Consider the following 17,497-nt stretch of genomic DNA (forward strand, 5'->3'; position numbering starts at 1 on the left):
TGAGTCCGGCCGTGGCATCTGTCAGAAAGTCATCCATGAATCTCATCCGCAAGGCGCTCGCGGTGCGCGACGTGTTGGCCGAGCGCAAGCGGCTGCGGGGCCCTGCGGAACTCCAGTATGCCATCGCCGACCGGATCGGGATGCTGGATGCGGAGACTTGGAATTCGCTGACAAAAGACGCGGGGTTTTTCATGTCGCGCGCTTACCTGCTGGCTCTTGAAGGCGTGCTGCCCGCCAACATCCAGCCTCGCTACGCGATCATTTCCGACGCCGGACAAGGGCCGCTCGCCGCGGTTTGCATGCAGCTCGCCGACATCGGCGTCGGCCAAGTGCGGAAACGCAAAGAGCCCGCGCCGGGAGCGCCTTCGTGCGCGGCGCTGGAAAAGCTGGCGGGCAAGGTGAGCCAGCGGGTGCTGACCTGCGGCAACCTGCTGAGCTACGGGCAGCACGGCGTCGCCTTCGCGCCGGATTTTCCGGAGGAAACCATTTGGCATGGCGTGGCGGAGGTTCTCTACCGGGTTCGCATGGCAGACAAGCTGCGCGGCACTACCCACTTTGTCCTGATCAAGGACGTCCACGAGCCTTTCCAGAAGGGCGTCTCGTCGCTGGCGAACTTGAGCTACCGCTATGTCGAAACGGAGCCTAACATGGTTCTCGCCATCGATGCCGCGTGGAAATCCCACGACGATTACCTCGCCAGCCTCTCGTCGAAATACCGCGCCGGGATCCGCAACAATGTCTTCAAGCCCATCGAACAGACGGGCTGCACGGTCGGACCTCTTCCGGAAATCGACGCGCAGCAAGGCCGCATGCACGAACTCTATCGGGCGGTGCAAAGTAACGCGGACTTCCGGCCCTACGAGCTGAGACCGGAGTATTTCCCGGCATTGCAGCAGGCCGCCGGCGACCGCCTGCGCTGCAGCGGGATCAAGAGAGGAGATGAACTGCTGGGTTTCCTGATTACCCTTGCGGACGGAGAAACCGCGTTCGCCTTTCACATCGGATTCGACCGCCAGGCCGCGGCCGGACTGCCGGTCTATCTTCGGCTGCTGCATGCCGGGATCGCCGATGCCATCGCGCTGGGGTGCAGGCGGGTTTCCTTCGGCCGCACGGCGCTGGAGCCGAAGGCCGCGCTCGGCGCGAAGCCGGAACCCTTCGGCGTGATGCTCCGTCACCGGCAACCGGTGCTCAACACGCTGATCAAGCGACTCTTGCTCTGCGTGGAGCATGACGAGGCGCCGGAGCGGAATCCCTTCAAGAGCGCGGCGAAGTCCGGGTGATGGCAGCACGCTTGGGTTTTATGATACCAAAGCGGTACTCGCCGCCAGCACTCCATCCTTGAACCGGGGTCCTTGCTTGCCTAGCACCATACCGTCCCCAGCCCTTGATGGCGGCACCATCGAACCGTCACGCCGTGGGAAAAGTTCCGAAGCCCTATAGGAAGCGAAACATGAGAACCCGAATTCTGAAGCCATTCGCGCTGGCATCGCTGGTCGCCCTTTCCTCCTGCTCCACGCAAAGCGGAGGGGATCTGACGAAAAGCCAGACGGCGACGAAGACCGGTGCGATGGCGCAGCCGTCCTTCCATACCAAGGGCTCGCCCACCGGCAAGCCGACCGGGCCGCTCAAGCCGAGCGAGTACTGGTGGAATCCCCAGATCTCGCCATCGGGACCAGTGGTGGTGCTCGTCAGCCTGCCGCTGCAAACCGCCAGCGTGTATCGCAATGGCATCCTGATCGGTCGCTCCTCGGTTAGCACCGGAACGAAGGGGCACGAGACGCCTTCCGGGGTCTTCACGATCCTCGAGAAGAAGCAGACCCACTACTCCAGCACCTACGATGATGCGCCGATGCCCAATATGCAGCGCCTGACTTGGGAAGGCATCGCCATGCACTCCGGCAATCTTCCCGGCTATGCCGCCAGCCACGGCTGCATCCGCATGCCCTATGACTTCTCCACGCTGCTCTTCTCCATCACCGCACGGGGAGCCACGGTGGTCATCGGCAATAGCAAGAATCAGCCCTACCTCGCGGCGAATCCCGGCCTGATGCTCGCACCGAAGGACTTCAATACCGGGATGCTCAAGCCGCTTGCCAAGGGTGAATACGACTGGAATCCCAAACGCAGCACCAAGGGTCCGATCACCATCATGGTCAGCTCCGCGGATCAATCGATCTATGTCTATCGCAATGGCCAGCCCATCGGCCGCGCCGCGGTGCAAGTGAAGGGCCGCTTGGGAGACCACGTCTTCACCTTGCTTGATGGTGTGAGCGGCGGCAGCAGCCCCTTTGCTCCGGGCCGGGCTGCCCGCCGGTGGATGAGCGTCAGCGGTAGCGGCAGTTCGCCCCATGAGCTCGCGTCCAAGGTGAACTTCTCTCCGGACTTCGCGCAAAAGGTCGATGACCTGCTTTCTCCTGGCGCGACCGTCGTCGTCACCGACCGGCCGGCGACCCGCTCGTCGAACGAGCTGAACATCCTCACCAATTGACGAAAGTCATCATGCTCCCCGGTGGGCATTGCCGCGGCAATGCCTCACGGGGAGTTGAGCCCCTTTGGTCCTACTCGTAGTTCCAGGAAATCTCGTGCTCGTAGCCGGGGTCGAGCGATAGCAGCTTGAAGGCGAGGATGCTGTGATCCTTGGCCAGATACTGCGTCACGAAGCGCTTCTCCTCCGCTGTCTCCGGCTGGTCCTTCTGGTAGCGGATGTAGCGGAAGCTTCCATGCTTCCGCTTCACGGGCATGAGCACCCACTGGGAGAGTTCCGCGGTTTCGGCTTCGATGCTGAAGCTCATGCCGGTGCTCGATTCATTGCCACGCAGGAAGATGCCGGGCGATTGGATCTCCGTGATCAGATCAATCGGCACTCCGGCTGGCGCCTTGGTAAGATCGAAGACCGCGTCCCAGCGATACCTCTTTCCATCGGCCAGCAAGGTCTTCACCACCTTGGCAGGGTTCGGCTGCGTGGGGAAACGCACCTCACCTTCCGCACCAGCCAGAATCAGGCGGATCGGGAAGAATGCCGGCCCTTTTAGCTCCGGCAATTTCACCACCGAGACGCGCCGGTAAACATAGACGCGGGAATCTGGGTTCACCGTCCCGACGGCAGCGGGGTTCCAAGCGCGAAGGTCGGTGATGCGTGAGTCGGACAGCACCTTGAAGCCGGTCAAATCCGGTGCGGCGGCAGCGTGCCCTTCTTCACTCGGCACGCCCTTCCATGGCTTCATCGGCTCCCCGTCAAGCATGCGGTCCAGTTGCGCCAGGTCCGGACTGCCCTGAGCATAGGACAGCGTGAGGTTGTTCAGCCGCACGAATCGCTTGTAGTAGTGATACGAGATCGAGGGCAGGCAGAACAGGAGCGGCACGATAACCGGGATGTAGAGGAAGGACACCCAGTCGCGCCGGTCGAAGAAGCGGCTCCAGACGCGCCGGATCGCCGCTGCCTGGAGTGCCCTCGCCTCGGCTGTGACGGCCGTCTGCCCTCGAGGCGGGGAGGGGACTGGCGCGGATTTCGCCGCCACGGACGAGGGTTCCCAGGGTGGGCCCTCCGGCAAGTCCTGGCCAAATACCTCCGGGCGGCTCCGGCACACCTTCCGGCCCACGCAGTAGCCGTGGCGGATCAGGCTGCTGATCTCGAGCGGAGAGAAGCGGTCCAGGTCGGTGCGGATGCTGCCGAGGTGCCTCTGGAGCTCCGGATGCAGGGCGGTGGGGTCTTCCTCGGGCTCGACCCTATCCGTCACGCGCGCGAAGACGAATTCACTGGAGCCCTTGAAGGTCTCGTTCTCGAGTTGCCACACCCGGTTCATGAGAATGTCGCTCGCCCGCAGCGCGCTGCGGATGAGCCCTCCGCCCTGGCCCTTGACCACCTGCATCTGGCGGCCCACGTCGCTGACGAGCACACAGTCGAGACCGCTGTTCAACCGTGTGAAGCAAGCCTTGCCGGTAGCTTCGTGAAAGGCGGCGTCCAGCAGGTGGCGGTTCAGCCAGAGCTGCTCGCCCGCATCGATGTGGTGGAGACCAGCCTGGCTCGCCTTGAGAAGCTTGGCCACGGCGGGATCGGCGGGAATGAGGTGGGCGAAGAGCGGCTCGTGCTGGAATTGATAGTGGCACAGCGCCCCCGCGAGCCGCGCAAGAATCTGGTCCACGTTGTTAGGCGCGCGACGATCGCCAAGGTCCGTGCCACCCTCGGCATCGGCCGCGAGCTCGGACTCGAATTGTTGCGGATGCCGCAAGGCCTCCTCCAGCACCACCGCCAGGCCATGTAGCGGCGTGTCCTCGCTGGAGCGCTCGGCTTCCGCGAGGATCTCCATCAGGCGGCGCAGGACTGTATCCTCCGTGGAGACACTGGCCGCGCGGAGGGCTTCAAAGGCCGCGCGGATGTCCAGGAAGTCGCCGCGCGTCAGCGGCTCTTCCATTAGGATGTTCTGCTCGAGGAAGCGGAACATGCGCACTCCCAGGTTATCATAGACACCGCCGTCCGTGTAGGCCTGCTTGCCAAAGTCGCCATCGGTCATGCCGACATCCGCGCCGGTCAGCTCCAGCGGCGGGAAGAAACCGGGAAAGGCTGAGGATGCTGCAACGGCCATCGAAAGGGTGGCCAGGCCGGTGTTGAGCGTGTCTAGTTGGAAGCGCCCGTGCGGCTGGCGCCGCGCCATCAGCAGTCCGTCGCGTTGGAAGGAACACAAGCTGCCTTCGCTGATGTTGGTGGCCAGCACGTGCAGCTTCGGGGTCTTGGGCAGCTCGAAGAGACTCACATCGCCATAGAGGAACTTGCGGTAGTGGCGCTCCAGCAGGCCGGCGCGGGTCATTTCGCGGCTGGATTTTCCGATCAGGCGCCGCAAGCGGCCCAAGGCCATGCTGAAGGGGAAGCGGCGCAGGATCCGGTTCCGGACGTCGAGCTGGATGAAGTTGACCAGCTCCGCTGCAGCCTCATCGAACTCCGCTTCGCTGCCGGTATAGCGCTTCCAGTGGAGGACCAGGTGCGCCGCCATGATGCTGCCGCCCGATACCGAAGTGATGTGCGTCACCTGGGAGAGCAGCCCGGCGTCCCGCAGGAAGCGGATCAGCCCGAGGTGATAGAGCGTCGCCCGAAAGCCACCGCCGGAAAGAGCAAGACCGAGTTTTTTCATCTAAGTGACAGCACTAGCCATCACTTTGATGGTCCGCCCCCCGGGGCATCAAGATCGTCCTTGCTCTATACACCAAAGGTTAATGCCCGGCCGGCCCCTCAGCGCCAGAACTCCATCACAGGACCCTCCTCCCCATACACCGGATCTCTTTCGGGCAGCGGCACCTTCTCGATCCGCCCCCGCGCGGCATCCAGATTGCCCTCGCTCGGGCGGATAAGATCCACCTTCTCCCCACGCGGATAAGCCCCCACCACTTGGAAATCCTCTGAAGCGCTCAGGCACATGTGGCCGTAGCCAGCGGGCAGCACCAGCACATCGCCCACTGCCACCCGAAACTCTCCACCCTCTTCACCTCCGAGCATCAAGCTCGCCGAGCCCCGGGCAACTCCTAACACCTCGTGATTCGTGCTGTGGAAGTGCTGATAGGAATAAACTCCCCAGCGCCAGGTGCTGCCCCAGCCATTGGCAGCATAGCGTTCTTCAAACCACTCCGCCGGATCCTCCGCATCCGCAGCCTCCGTATGCCGCATCACAATCAAGGGCAGCGTTGGATGATTGGGCGTCCGGCCATCATCCGGGAAAAGGCGCGTTTCGATTTCGGCGGAGCGAGACATGAGAAAAGGGAAGCAAAGCATCTATCGCGCGCTGGGGAATGAGCAAAGTTGGGGAAGGGATTCGCATGGTCCTTGCGAAGAAGCTCGACGTAGACCTCTTGCCGGACCCTGTTGGGACCGGATCAAACGTTCGCGGATAGAAACCGGCGCCTAGTCATGAATATACCACAAGCGCAGGAATTGCTGGAGATGGGCATGTTTGCCGAGGCTGGGGATGCCTTGGAGCAATTGCCGGATGACTTGAAGCAAGCGCCGGCCGCGCTCCGCATCCAGATGCGCGTGGCGGCCGCTTTCGGGCGCTGGGACATGGCACGCGGGATTGCCGATACACTTCGTCACGGGACCCCTGCCGACCGGGAAGATGCCGCATCCTGCTACCAATCGGTGGCCGCCGAACACTACAAGCACGGTCGCGTGGAGGAAGCCCGGACCTTGCTCCGCAGGGCCATCGGCACATGGTCGGGCCTGCGCGCCCAGATTCTCGTCGACAAGCGCTTCGCCACGAAATTCATCGAGCAGTTCAAGGAGAAGGAAGAACGCCGGGAGGAATTCTAGCGCTTACCCGAGCCGGCCGGGCTCCATCCCGCCGCAATCTGCTCCTTGGTCGGTGTCCCGTTCCTCCGGCTGGAGATCTCCACATGCCGCCGGTATTCCTCGCCGGTAGTGCAGGGGCAGTGGCGCGGGAATCCCAGCTAGGCGCGGACCGTCTTCAGCCAGCCTGATTTCAGTCCCGGTTCTTCTTTCGCCAGTGAACCTTCGCTGGAAGCGGATCGCGGGAGGTGGGAATATCCGCGATGTCCAACTCGCGGCGCCGCAGCTTGCCACCGTCATTCCTGTCCGCGAGGTGAGCGGGGTTCTGCGCGAAGCCGATGAGTTCCTCCGAGTTCTTGAAGTAGCCTTGGAGAACTCCCGAAAGGCAGGAGCCGCTTACCACGCGATCGGGATGCACTGCGGCGATGGCGGCTTTCAGGGCTTCAAGTCGTAGGGAAAGCGCAAGCGCCACCATGCTTCCTGGCCCCGGAGATAGGAGAATACCCCGAGTGCCAGCAGAGGTAGGAAGGGGGCAACCAGGATGCCTCCGATGACGGCAAGACATCGGAGAGCAAGTTCCGCACCGGACGCTTTTTCGAGCAGGGAGCGCAGCACCCGCGAAAGCGGCTTGCCGTCATCGGTAAGATGGAGGTGCCGCATCTGCAGCAGGGGACGCGTGGGGAACTCATGTTGCCGGACTACGGCTCTCTAGCACAGTAGCGTCCCTTGCGAAAGTGGAGGGGAGAGTTGTAGCGGCGGCACATGCGGGGTTGCCCTGCCTCCGTATTCCCCGCCACCCTCCGCCCGTGCGCCTGAAAATCACCCTCGCCTACGACGGCCAAACGCTCGACGGCTGGCAATCCCAGCCCTCCGGCAACACCGTCCAGGATCTCGTCGAAAAGGCGATTGCCGAGACCGCCAAGCAGCCGGTTCGCCTGCACGGCTCCGGCCGGACTGATGCCGGCGTGCATGCCCTTGCCCAAGTCGCGCACTTCGATGCGCCGGAGGAGATCAACATGAACCCCTTCAACTGGGTGCCAGCGCTCAATACCAAGCTGCCTGCCTGCATCCGCGTGATGGAGTGCGAGGAAGTCTCCGCCGACTTCCACGCCCGCTATGGCACTAGCGGCAAGACCTACCGCTACGACATTTCCACCGAGCCGGTGCTCTCACCCTTCCGCGCGGGCCGCGCTTGGCACCTGCCGCGCCAGCTTGACCCCTACACCCTCCGCGAGGCCCTGGATCTCTTCGTCGGCCGTCATGATTTCGAAGCCTTCGGCGCGAAGCGGGGGTATGAAACGGAGGAAACCAGCTACGTCCGCACCATCACCGCCGTGGAACTCCTACCCCTCGAGTGGGGCTGGCGCCTGAGCTACAGCGGCGACGGCTTCCTCTACAAGATGGTCCGCCTGCTCACCGGTACCGCCATCCAGGCCGCTCAAGGTCGACTCGGCCTCGACCCGATCCGGGCCTTTTTGGCCCAGCCTCCGGGCCCATCGCGGTCAAAGTCGTCTCATTGTGCGCCCCCGGATGGTCTCTATCTGGAGCGGGTGGAATACGCTCCGCAGCCAATCTGAAAGTCAGGCCGCCGGAGTTGGGTAATCTCTCCGCATCTCTTCCCGCTGCGGCGGGTTTCCACCTCCAGTGTGGCCTCGATTCTTGCCGGAATCAGCGCTGGACGGTCCGTCACGAAAAGTTATCTTCTCCGCCCTCATGACTTGTAAGACTGCCATTGCCGCTTGCAGCCTGCTTTTTGCGGGGCTCCTTCCGGCGGCTCAGGCAGCGGATGACTACTTCGATTGGGCGGACGCTCACGGCTTGGTCGGCGTGTTCGCCGATCCGCAGGCGGACCTTGATACGGATGGCATCACCAATCTGATGGCCTATGCTTTTGACCTCGCGCCGGTGAATGATCCGGACGCATGGGAAAAGCTGCCGACCCTCGCATTTGTCGGTGATCCACCGGAGCCGATGATCACCTTCGTGCTTCCGGCCGAAATTCCGCGCGATGTTTCTTACATCGTCCAAATGGTCACGGAAGAGGGCAAGCGCGTGGAGATCGCCCGCAAGGACGGCCGCGATGCTTGGCATGGCACTGGCGACATTTCCAAGCGCAAGCTGGACAACGGATGCACCGAAGTGACGGTCTTCATCCCGATGTCCGTGGCTGTTCCGGATGTACCCAAGCCGCTGAGGCTGAAGGTTGAATTCACGGACTAAGCACTAGCGGCCGGTAATTTTCTGCCGCTCCGCGGGGCCCAGCTCCCGCCAAGTCCCGGGCTCCAGTCCTTCCAGCCCTAGGCTGCCAATCCGTACCCGCACCAGTCGCAGGGTCGGATGTCCCACCGCTGCGGTCATGCGCCGTACTTGACGGTTCTTGCCTTCGGTGAGGGTCATCTCCAGCCAGCAATCCGGCACGCTCTTGCGGAAGCGCACCGGCGGGTCGCGCGGCGGGAATTCCGGGGCCGGGTCCAGCCTCTGGGCGCGGCAGGGGAGGGTGCGGTGGCCCTTGATGTCCAGTCCGCCGGCTGCCAGTCGCTGGAGCGCTTCTTTCTCGGGAAGTCCCTCGACTTGAACGTGGTAAGTCCGCGGGTGACCCTTCGATGGTTCCAGCAGCCGACTCACCAGTCCCGGCTCATTGCCCAGCAGCAGCAGGCCCTCCGAGTCCTGATCCAGCCGCCCGATCGGGAAAACGTCCTTGGGAAATCCGAATTCGGCCAAGGTCCGCTGCCCCGGCTGGTCCGGGGTGAACTGGCTAAGCACCCCGTAGGGTTTGTTGAAAGCGATCAGCATCCGCAGCCCGATTCCCATAAAATGAATGGCCCCGCCAGCCACAAACGGACCGGCGGGGCCATCTTTTCCCCCCCCAGGGAAATCTTGGAAAACTTGCGTTCTGCAGCGACTGGGGACTACCAAGCGCTGCCGTAAACGTGTGACTCTAATGCCACAGACCCGCCCTCCCAACAATGCGTGTTGATACTTACGGGAGTTTACGTATTCTTCGGGGGAAAGCCGAACCACCCTGCCTGTGCTTGGAAAATCTTACTTCGATCTAGCCCAATCCATCTACCGCGCCACTAAATTCGAGGACGTGGTGGATCTTTTGGTCGCGAAATTACCGCATTTGATCGGGGCAGACGAGGTTGTGATCATGGATTCGTCGCCGGTCCACGGGATGCGCACGATTATGGGCCACGGGGCCTTCGCGGAGCATTTGGCCTCGCGGGTGGACCTGATCAACAAGCTCTCGTCCTCCCATCCGATCTACAAGCAGGTGGATTTCAGCAGCCCGGGCGACCTCGGCTTTGCGATGAGCGACTACGTTTCGCCCGCGGAATACCGGGACAGCATTTTCGTGAAGGAGGTCTTCGGCGAAATGGCGATGAACGATGTGCTCTTCGGCATGCTGGTCCAAGGCAAGCGCCGGAGTGCCTATGTGAATTGCTACCTTTCCACGCGGACCTTCGCCTTCCAGGCGCGTGAGCGCTTCGATGCGATCCTGCTGACGGTGCGCGGCGTGCTGGACCGCATGGAGGCCCACAATGTGGAGCAAGCTGTGCGCCAGCGCCTGCTGGGCGGGAATGACAACAGCCACATGGCGGTCTTTTCGGTGATGCCGGGCGGCGAGATCTGGGCGCTGAATCACGCTGCGGACAGCCTCACGGAGGGCTGGTGGAAGGAGGAGGCTACCTTCCAGCTCACCCAACAACGCGTCGTGCAGTTTGGGAAGGAGCTGGATGATTCCTTCGAGAATCCGGTGACCGCCCGCTGGACCGATGTGGTCATGGACCTGGGCGGTGGCGATATTCATTTCGCGGCGCTGCCGAAGCTGAGCGGCGAGACGATCCTGATGCTGCGCACCGGCGGCGATGAAGGCAGCGAAGAGGCGCTGTCGATCCTGACCCGCCGCCAGCGCGAGATCATGGACTGGATCGCGGAGGGCAAGACCAGCGCGGAAGCGGCAATCATCCTGGGCATCAGCCCGCGCACGGTGGAGAAGCACTTGGAAGCCGTCTTCCAGCGCCTCGGCGTGGAAAATCGCATCGCGGCGATGCGGCGCTATCTGGATTTGAAGCGAGGGCTTTGAGCGAAGCCGGGTCGAGTCCCTGTTGTCTTTCCGACAAAACGCCTGCGTCTGCCGCGTATCGTGCGGGATGCAGTCGACCCTCGCGATATCCCGTTCATGAAGGCGATGGCTGCCATGCCGTGGCTGCTGGGCGGGATGCTCCTCCCGGGATTCGCCGCGCGTGCGGATGAGGCGGCGTATGCCGGGCAGATCAAGCCGCTGCTCAAGGAATATTGCCTGGGCTGCCACTCCACGGAGAAGCAGAAGGGCGATCTGGATCTGGAGCGCTTCGGGACCCTGGAGGCCGCACTGCGCGAGCCGAAGGTCTGGCAGCAGGTGGTCGAGCAGATCGAGAATGGCGAGATGCCGCCAGCCAAGAAGCCGCAACCTTCCGCGGCACAAAGGCAGGAGCTTCTCACCGGGGCGAAATCTTCTCTAGCAGAATGGGCGCGCGCCCATGCCGGCGATCCCGGACCGGTGGTGCTGCGGCGGCTTTCGAATGCCGAGTATGCCTGGACCCTGCGCGATCTAACAGGCGTGCCGGAGCTGAATCCCGGCCGCGAGTTCCCGGTCGATGGCGCAGCGGGCGAGGGTTTTACGAATGCCGGTGCCGCGCTGGTGATGTCGCCCGCCTTGGTCGGCAAGTATTTGGAGGCGGCGAAGGAGGTGGCGGCGCATGCGGTGCTACTGCCGGATGGGATTGCCTTCTCCGCCAGCACCACCCGCCGCGATTGGACGGAAGAGCGGCTGGCGGCGATTCGCGCGATCTATGCGCGCTATGCGGTGCCGGGAGAGGGCATGGCGCTCAACCTGCAGGGCCTGCGCTTCGATACCTTGGATGGCGGCGTGATTCCGTTGGAGAAGTATTTTGCGGCGACGCTGGAAGAGCGCGAGGCGCTGGCAAGCGGCAGGAAGGAGATTGGAGCGCTCGCGAAGGAGCGCGGCTTGAGCGCGAAGTATCTCGGGCTGCTGTGGCAGACGCTTTCGTCGTCGGAGTCGTCGTATCCTCTCGATGAGATTCGCGGCCGATGGCAAGCGGCCAAGCCGGGAGATGCTGCCGCGCTGGCTGCAGCGGTGAAGCAGTGGCAGCGCGGGCTGTGGCAATTCCACAGCATCGGACAGATCGGCAAACGCAATGGCCCGAAGTCCTGGCAGGAAGCGGTGAACCCGGTGGTTGCGGAGCGCGAGCTGCGGCTGAAGTTGCCCGCGGAGCCGAAGGGTGAGCTCACACTGACTTTATCGGGAGACCAGGTCCGATGGGAGAATGCGCGCCTGATCCGTGGCAACGCAGCGCCGCTGCCGCTGGCCGGACTTGAGGCGATTGGGCGCAATCTGGAGGCATTGATGGCCGCGGAGATCCCGCGCACGGCGGAGTACCTGGATGCGCTGGCACAGGGCGGAGCTTCGCTGGAAGCGGTGGCCGCGCAGCACGGGCTGAATTCCGCGCTGCTGGCGAAGTGGTCGGCGCTGGCAGGTATCGGGCACTCGGAGACGCCGGAGATCGGCGGGCATTTTACGGAGAAGCTCTCCAACATCGCGGGCAATCCGCTGCTGAGGGCCTGGGGTTCGCCGCAGACACCGAGCATGACGGTGAATGCCTCCACGGAAGCAGTGCGCTTCAGCACGATCAACGCGCCGGCACGCAGTGTCTTCTTGCATCCCTCGCCGGTGATGGAGGCGGCGATCGCATGGCGCAGCCCGATCAGTGGCAGGATCCGGGTCTCCGGTGAAGTGGCGGATGCGGATGGCACCTGCGGCAATGGCGTGGCCTGGCGGGTGGAGCTGAAGACGCGCCGTGGCCCGCTGGGAGTGGCAGTGGGTGTGATAGACAATGGCGGGCGCGAGGCCTTTGCATCGGAGGGTGAGCTCGTGGTGCAAGAGGGGGATCTGCTGGTGCTCGGAATCCAGCCGCGCGATGGCCAGCACATCTGCGATACCACGCAGGTCAGCCTCGATATCAAGGAGGCCGGTGGCGGACAGCATTGGAATCTGGCGGATGAGGTGGTGGATCGCGTGCACGAGAGCAACCCGCTGGCCGATCGCGCGGGACATCCGGCGGTGTGGCATTTCTGTGCGTTGCCGCTTGATGGCAAGGCCGCGCCCTTGCCGGGAGCTGGCACGATGTTGGCGAAGTGGCGGGATGCGGTGGAAGCTGGTGGCAACTCCGCGCATGAGAATGCCCTGGCGGTGCAGGCTATTCTAACGAACAACGCAGCTCCTGCCGGTGAGGCGGACCGTGGACTGCGGGGCAAGTTGCTGGATGCGGAGGGCCCGCTCGCTTGGCTGGCTCTGGCATCGGGGACCACGGCTCCTGCGGAGTTGAAGGTGGAGGGCAATCGGGAGTTCCGGATTCCCGCAGCACTGGCGAGAGGGGCGGAATTTGTGGCCACTGTGCGACCTGGCGGGGGAGTGTTGCCGCGAGTCGCCGCGAGTCTAACAGGCGGTGGCTCGTCCGAGCCGCTGCCCTTGCTGGCCGCGCCGGAATCCGTTGCGCAGGTGAAGGCGGGCTTCGACCGCTTCCGCGAGGTCTTCCCCGCTGCGCTGTGCTACTCGAAGATCGTGCCGGTGGATGAGGTAATCACGCTGCGCCTCTTCTACCGCGAGGACGATACGATCCGCCGCTTGATGCTCGCTGATGCGGAGGCCTCGGAGCTTGATCGTCTCTGGCGTGAGCTCGACTTCGTGAGCCTTGCCCCACTGCGGATGGTGGATGCCTACGAGCAACTCTGGCAGTATGCGACGCAGGACGCGGACCCGGGAGATCTGGAGCCGCTGCGCAAGCCGGTGGCCGAGGGGGCGGAGCGCTTCAAGTCCGCTCTAAGCAACGCGGAGCCGGTACAGCTGGATGCGGTGATCGCCTTTGCCGCGAAGTCATGGCGCAGGCCGCTGGAAGCGGTGGAGTCGGAACGGCTTCGAGCCCTTTATGCTGCGCTGCGCAAGGATGAGATGCCGCATGAGGACGCCGTGCGGCTGGTGCTCGCCCGGGTGCTGACGGCTCCGGCCTTCCTCTACAAGATGGAGACGCCTGGTCCCACGAAGGAAGCCGTGGCGGTGAATGATTATGAGCTGGCGACGCGGCTCGCCTACTTCCTGTGGAGCAGTGCGCCGGATGATGAGTTGCTTGCGCTTGCGGCGCAGGGGAAGCTGCGCGATCCGCAAACGCTGGCGGGGCAGGCCCACCGGATGCTGGGCGATGCGAAGGTGCGGCGGCTGGCGATCGAGTTTGGCACGCAGTGGCTGCATGTCCGCGGCTTTGATCAGCTGGATGAGAAGAGCGAGGCGGTCTTCCCGGAATTCGCGGGCATTCGTGCTGCCTTGAATGAGGAGCCAATCCGCTTCTTCACCGAGCTCTTCCAGCACGACGGGCGGGTCAGGGATTTGTTGGACGCGGATCATGCTTTCGTGAACGGGGCACTGGCCAAGTACTACGGCATCCCCGGTGTGGAAGGTGAGGTGTGGCAACGGGTGGAGGGAATGAAGGCGCGTGGCCGCGGCGGCATCCTCGGCTTTGGTGCGACCTTGGCGCGGCAGAGCGGGGCGTCCCGCACCAGTCCGATCCTGCGCGGCACTTGGGTCTGCGAGACGATTCTGGGTGAACACTTGCCCTCGCCGCCGAAGGGCGTGCCGGTCCTGCCGGAGCAGCCGCCCGCGGGGCTTTCGGAGCGCGCGCTGACGGAGTTGCACGCGAAGGATCCGGCCTGTGCCCGCTGCCATACGAAGATCGATCCCTACGGCTTCGCGCTGGAGCACTACGATGCGATTGGCCGCTTCCGGGTGCAGGATATCACCGGGCAGCCGGTGCAGGCGGCGTCCAAGTTGCCGGATGGGCGTGAGATCGAGGGCATCGATGGACTGCGCGGGTATTTGCTGAATCAGCGGGGCGATGACTTCACGCGGCAGTTTTGCCGGAAGCTGTTGGGCTATGCCTTGGGGCGCGGGGTTCTGCTGAGTGACGAGCCCTTGCTGGATGAGATACAGGCCGCGCTCAAGGACGGCGACCAGCATGTGGGTATCGCCATCGACAAGATTGTCCGCAGCAAACAATTCCGGGAGATCCGGGGAAAGGAGCATCGCGATGAATGAGTCTTCTACTAGGTCTGGTCACCGTTTCACCCGCCGCAACTTCCTGCGCGGCGCTGGCGTCACTATGGCGCTGCCATGGTTGGAATCGATGAACGTGTGGGGCGATACGCCGAAGTCCCGCGAGCCTGCGAGCGAGGCGCCGCTGCGCTTGGCCGTGCTTTTCGCCGGGAATGGCTTCCACTCGCGCGAGTGGTGGGCGAAGGGGCAGGGGAAGGACATGGAGCTCGGCAAGGTGTTGCAACCGCTCGGTGACTTCCGCGAGAAGATGCTTTTCATCCGCGGGCTCTACAATGCGGAGGCGCTCAAGGGGAATATCCACAGCTCGCAGACCGGCAATCTGCTCTCCGGTGCGCCGCTTGCCAGTGGCGGTGAGATCCGCTCGTCGACCAGCGTGGACCAATTGCTCGCCCAGCACTACGGGCGCGAGACCAAACTCCCGAGCCTGGTGCTCGGCTGTGAGAAATCCAATCCGTCGGTCCACAAGAACTACTCGATGCTCTATAGCTCGCACATTTCGTGGAGCTCGCCGACGACACCGACGCCGCTGGAAGTGTATCCGGCCTTGGCCTTCGACCAGCTTTTCAAGGACAGCACGAACCGTGGTGACCAGAGCGTGCTGGATGCGGTGATGGAGGATGCGAAGGATTTGCGCCGCGGTATTAGCGGGCAGGATCGCCAGAAGCTCGATGAATACCTCGACTCCGTGCGCGAGGTGGAGCAGCGGGTGGCGAATGCCGGCAAGCGCGGCGAGCTGCAGGGCTGGCGGCCGACCCTCAGCGCGCCGAACATTCCGCGTCCACCGGAAGGCATTCCGCAGGACATCGCTGAGCACATGCGGCTGATGAGCGATATTCTGGTGCTGGCCTTCCAGACCGACACCACGCGGATTTGCACGCTGAAGCTGAACAACGACCACTCCGCGCTGCGTTTCCCGAATCTGGGTGTGGACTACATGATCCACCACCTGCTCTCGCACACCGACACGGACGATTGGCTGAAGGTGAACCAATTCTTCGTTGAGCAACTGGCCTACATCGCGCGCAAGCTCGATGCGATCCGCGAGGGTGAGCGCAGCACCTTGGACAACTCGATGATCCTGTTCTGCTCCTCGATGCTGAATGGCAACCATGATGCGAGCCAGTTGCCGGTCGTGCTGTTAGGCGGCGCGGGCGGGAAGATCCAGGGCGGGCGGGTGCTGGACTATCTGGGGAATCCCCAGCGACAAATGTGCCGGCTGCATCTTTCGGTCATGGACAAGATGGGACTGAAGCTCGCAGCATTCGGGGATGCGGTGTCGAAGCTGGAAGAGGTCTGAAGGCGCAGTGCTCGGTGCATTTCTCCGGGGCTGGTCATCTTGCCGTCATCTTTGGGTGAGACGGTGCTGCATGAAGCACCTCAAGCGCATCTCCACCTGCCTGGGTTTTGCCCTGTTGACATCCTGTATGGCCCAGCACGCCGGCGAAACGCGCCGGATGGAAATCCTGGACGATGAATGGCATCTCGCGGGATTTGAGAACCCGCTGGATCTCAGCGGCATCGCGACGTCCAACGGGCGTCAGGTTTTGGTCGGCAGCGACGAGTCATCCTATGTCCAGCCTGGCGAGATGGACCGGGGGAAGCGCCGGATCGAATCGCGCGCGCCGATCGCGCTGCCGGTGAAGGCGACGAAGAAAAAGGCGGAGACGGATATCGAGGGCGTGGCGTTCTCGCCGTCGGACCACGCTTACTACGTGGTCGGCTCGCACGGGCTGGGCAAGAAGAAGGGGGACTTTCAGCCGGACCGGAACGTGATCTGCCGGGTGCCGGTGGATCCTGCGACTGGCTTGGTGAAGAAGGGGCATATTACCCGCGGCAGTCTCCTGCCATGGCTGGAGAAGACGCCGGTGCTGGCTCCCTACCTGATGAAGCCGCTCCAACAGAACGGGCTGAACATCGAGGGGCTCACGTGGTCGGGAGGCAAGTTGTTCTTCGGCCTGCGCGCGCCTAACAACGAAGGCCGGGGCGTGATCGTGGAGGCCTCGCCGCGCGAGATCTTTGGTGGCAAGCCGGGCGAGCTGAAGACCTACGAGATCGACATTCCGAAGGGCCGCGGCTTCCGCGAGATTGCGGCGCTCAAGGATGGCGGCTTCCTATTGCTGACCGGCAATGCGAGTGCAGAGGCATCGAAGAAGATCCCGCTGAGCATGGCTCCGGGGCCGGACACGCACTTCGATCTACTCTACTGGCCGGGCAGCGGCAGTCAGGCGGAGAAGCTCGGCACCCTGCCGCAGAATGGTGGCAAGGCGGAGGCGTTGCTGGTGCTGGAAGAGAGCGCCGGGTATATCGATGTGCTGGTAATCTTCGATGGCTTGCCGGGCGGCGGGCCGTTGGTAGTGCGAGTCCAGAAGCGGTAGGATGCGTCTGTAAGATGAAGCTCCTGATTGTGGAAGATGCTCCCCGCCTGCGTGCGACGCTGGCGCAGGCGCTCTCGCGCATGGGGCATGCCGTGGATGTGGCCGAAGATGGTGAAGAGGGCGACCTCATGGGCCGCAATACTTCCTACGATGCCGTGGTGCTGGACCGCATGCTGCCGGGCAAGGATGGCCTGGAGGTGCTGCGCGGCTGGCGGCGAGATGGGATTGCCACGCCGGTACTGCTGCTCACGGCGCTGGATGGCGTGGAAGAGAAGGTGCGCGGCCTGGGCGAGGGTGCGGATGACTATCTCACCAAGCCCTTCGCCCTGGCGGAGCTGGCGGCACGCCTGGAGGCACTGGCCCGACGCCGCTATGCGCAGCCGGATCCGGTTTTGAAGGTGGGGCCGCTGGAGATTGATACCGCTGCGAAGACGGTGAACTGCGATGGCAAGGAGGTCAGTTTAACAGCCCGGGAGTTCGCACTGCTCGAATGCCTGGCCCGTCGTCCCGGGCAGGTGCTGAGCCGCGACCAGATCGAGGCCAAGCTCTATGCCGAGCTGGAAGGGCCACTGAGCAATGCGGTGGATTCCGCGATCTGCTCCCTGCGCCGCAAGATCTCACCCCGCGGTGCGGCGCAGCTCATCCATACCCGGCGTGGCTTGGGCTATACCTTGCAGGCCTGAT

Annotated in this window: 14 protein-coding genes; 10 read left to right on the forward strand and 4 right to left on the reverse strand. The window is 63.5% G+C overall.

What is annotated here, in order from left to right; genetic code table 11:
- Positions 1–35: 35 nt before the first annotated feature.
- Both BV071_RS27285 and BV071_RS27290 read left to right on the forward strand, forming a co-directional pair.
- Positions 36–1,280 (forward strand): GNAT family N-acetyltransferase, encoded by a 1,245-nt coding sequence (locus BV071_RS27285; protein ID WP_035614132.1) that lies wholly within the window; start codon positions 36–38, stop codon positions 1,278–1,280.
- A gap of 170 nt (positions 1,281–1,450) precedes the next feature.
- Entirely contained in the window at positions 1,451–2,488 is a 1,038-nt protein-coding gene (locus BV071_RS27290; protein ID WP_075091014.1) for a L,D-transpeptidase, read from the forward strand.
- A gap of 70 nt (positions 2,489–2,558) precedes the next feature.
- Here the strand turns inward: BV071_RS27290 and BV071_RS27295 are convergent, their stop codons facing one another.
- Both BV071_RS27295 and BV071_RS27300 read right to left on the reverse strand, forming a co-directional pair.
- Positions 2,559–5,126 carry a patatin-like phospholipase family protein gene (locus BV071_RS27295; RefSeq protein WP_035614135.1) on the reverse strand — a complete coding sequence of 856 codons (2,568 nt, stop codon included), beginning with the start codon at positions 5,124–5,126 and terminating at the stop codon, positions 2,559–2,561.
- A 98-nt stretch (positions 5,127–5,224) separates the two neighbouring features.
- Positions 5,225–5,740, reverse strand: a complete 516-nt coding sequence (locus BV071_RS27300; RefSeq protein WP_035614138.1) for a cupin domain-containing protein — start codon at positions 5,738–5,740, stop codon at positions 5,225–5,227.
- 156 nt (positions 5,741–5,896) lie between these two features.
- On the opposite strand from BV071_RS27300, the gene BV071_RS27305 reads away from it, so the two are divergent.
- Positions 5,897–6,295, forward strand: a complete 399-nt coding sequence (locus BV071_RS27305; protein ID WP_035614141.1) for a hypothetical protein — start codon at positions 5,897–5,899, stop codon at positions 6,293–6,295.
- A gap of 169 nt (positions 6,296–6,464) precedes the next feature.
- Here BV071_RS27305 and BV071_RS27310 read toward each other — a convergent pair whose 3' ends face one another.
- Complete coding sequence (locus tag BV071_RS27310) at positions 6,465–6,746, reverse strand: hypothetical protein (protein ID WP_265594964.1); 282 nt, start codon at positions 6,744–6,746, stop codon at positions 6,465–6,467.
- A gap of 331 nt (positions 6,747–7,077) precedes the next feature.
- Between BV071_RS27310 and truA the strand changes: the two genes are divergently transcribed.
- Together truA and BV071_RS27325 are read left to right on the forward strand one after the other, a co-directional pair.
- The gene (gene truA, locus BV071_RS27320; protein WP_035614150.1) at positions 7,078–7,848 is read left to right on the forward strand and encodes a tRNA pseudouridine(38-40) synthase TruA; all 771 of its coding nucleotides are present in this window, start codon (positions 7,078–7,080) and stop codon (positions 7,846–7,848) included.
- Between the two features lie 136 nt (positions 7,849–7,984).
- Positions 7,985–8,491 (forward strand): hypothetical protein, encoded by a 507-nt coding sequence (locus tag BV071_RS27325; RefSeq protein ID WP_035614153.1) that lies wholly within the window; start codon positions 7,985–7,987, stop codon positions 8,489–8,491.
- A 3-nt stretch (positions 8,492–8,494) separates the two neighbouring features.
- Here BV071_RS27325 and BV071_RS27330 read toward each other — a convergent pair whose 3' ends face one another.
- Positions 8,495–9,082 carry a pseudouridine synthase gene (locus BV071_RS27330; RefSeq protein ID WP_035614156.1) on the reverse strand — a complete coding sequence of 196 codons (588 nt, stop codon included), beginning with the start codon at positions 9,080–9,082 and terminating at the stop codon, positions 8,495–8,497.
- 217 nt (positions 9,083–9,299) lie between these two features.
- Here BV071_RS27330 and BV071_RS33800 point away from each other — a divergent pair, with 217 nt between their 5' ends.
- The 5 genes from BV071_RS33800 (at position 9,300) to BV071_RS27355 (ending at position 17,496) form a co-directional block, all read left to right on the forward strand.
- The gene (locus BV071_RS33800; RefSeq protein WP_052573949.1) at positions 9,300–10,358 is read left to right on the forward strand and encodes a helix-turn-helix transcriptional regulator; all 1,059 of its coding nucleotides are present in this window, start codon (positions 9,300–9,302) and stop codon (positions 10,356–10,358) included.
- Between the two features lie 96 nt (positions 10,359–10,454).
- Entirely contained in the window at positions 10,455–14,420 is a 3,966-nt protein-coding gene (locus tag BV071_RS27340) for a DUF1592 domain-containing protein (protein WP_035614159.1), read from the forward strand.
- Positions 14,413–15,735 carry a DUF1552 domain-containing protein gene (locus BV071_RS27345; RefSeq protein WP_035614162.1) on the forward strand — a complete coding sequence of 441 codons (1,323 nt, stop codon included), beginning with the start codon at positions 14,413–14,415 and terminating at the stop codon, positions 15,733–15,735. Before BV071_RS27340 ends, BV071_RS27345 begins: the two co-directional genes overlap by 8 nt.
- Before the next feature lie 70 nt (positions 15,736–15,805).
- Complete coding sequence (locus BV071_RS27350) at positions 15,806–16,813, forward strand: DUF3616 domain-containing protein (protein WP_265594965.1); 1,008 nt, start codon at positions 15,806–15,808, stop codon at positions 16,811–16,813.
- Between the two features lie 14 nt (positions 16,814–16,827).
- Positions 16,828–17,496 carry a response regulator transcription factor gene (locus BV071_RS27355; protein WP_035614168.1) on the forward strand — a complete coding sequence of 223 codons (669 nt, stop codon included), beginning with the start codon at positions 16,828–16,830 and terminating at the stop codon, positions 17,494–17,496.
- Position 17,497: the final 1 nt, after the last annotated feature.

This window comes from Haloferula sp. BvORR071 (assembly GCF_000739615.1).
Taxonomy (GTDB): domain Bacteria; phylum Verrucomicrobiota; class Verrucomicrobiia; order Verrucomicrobiales; family Akkermansiaceae; genus Haloferula.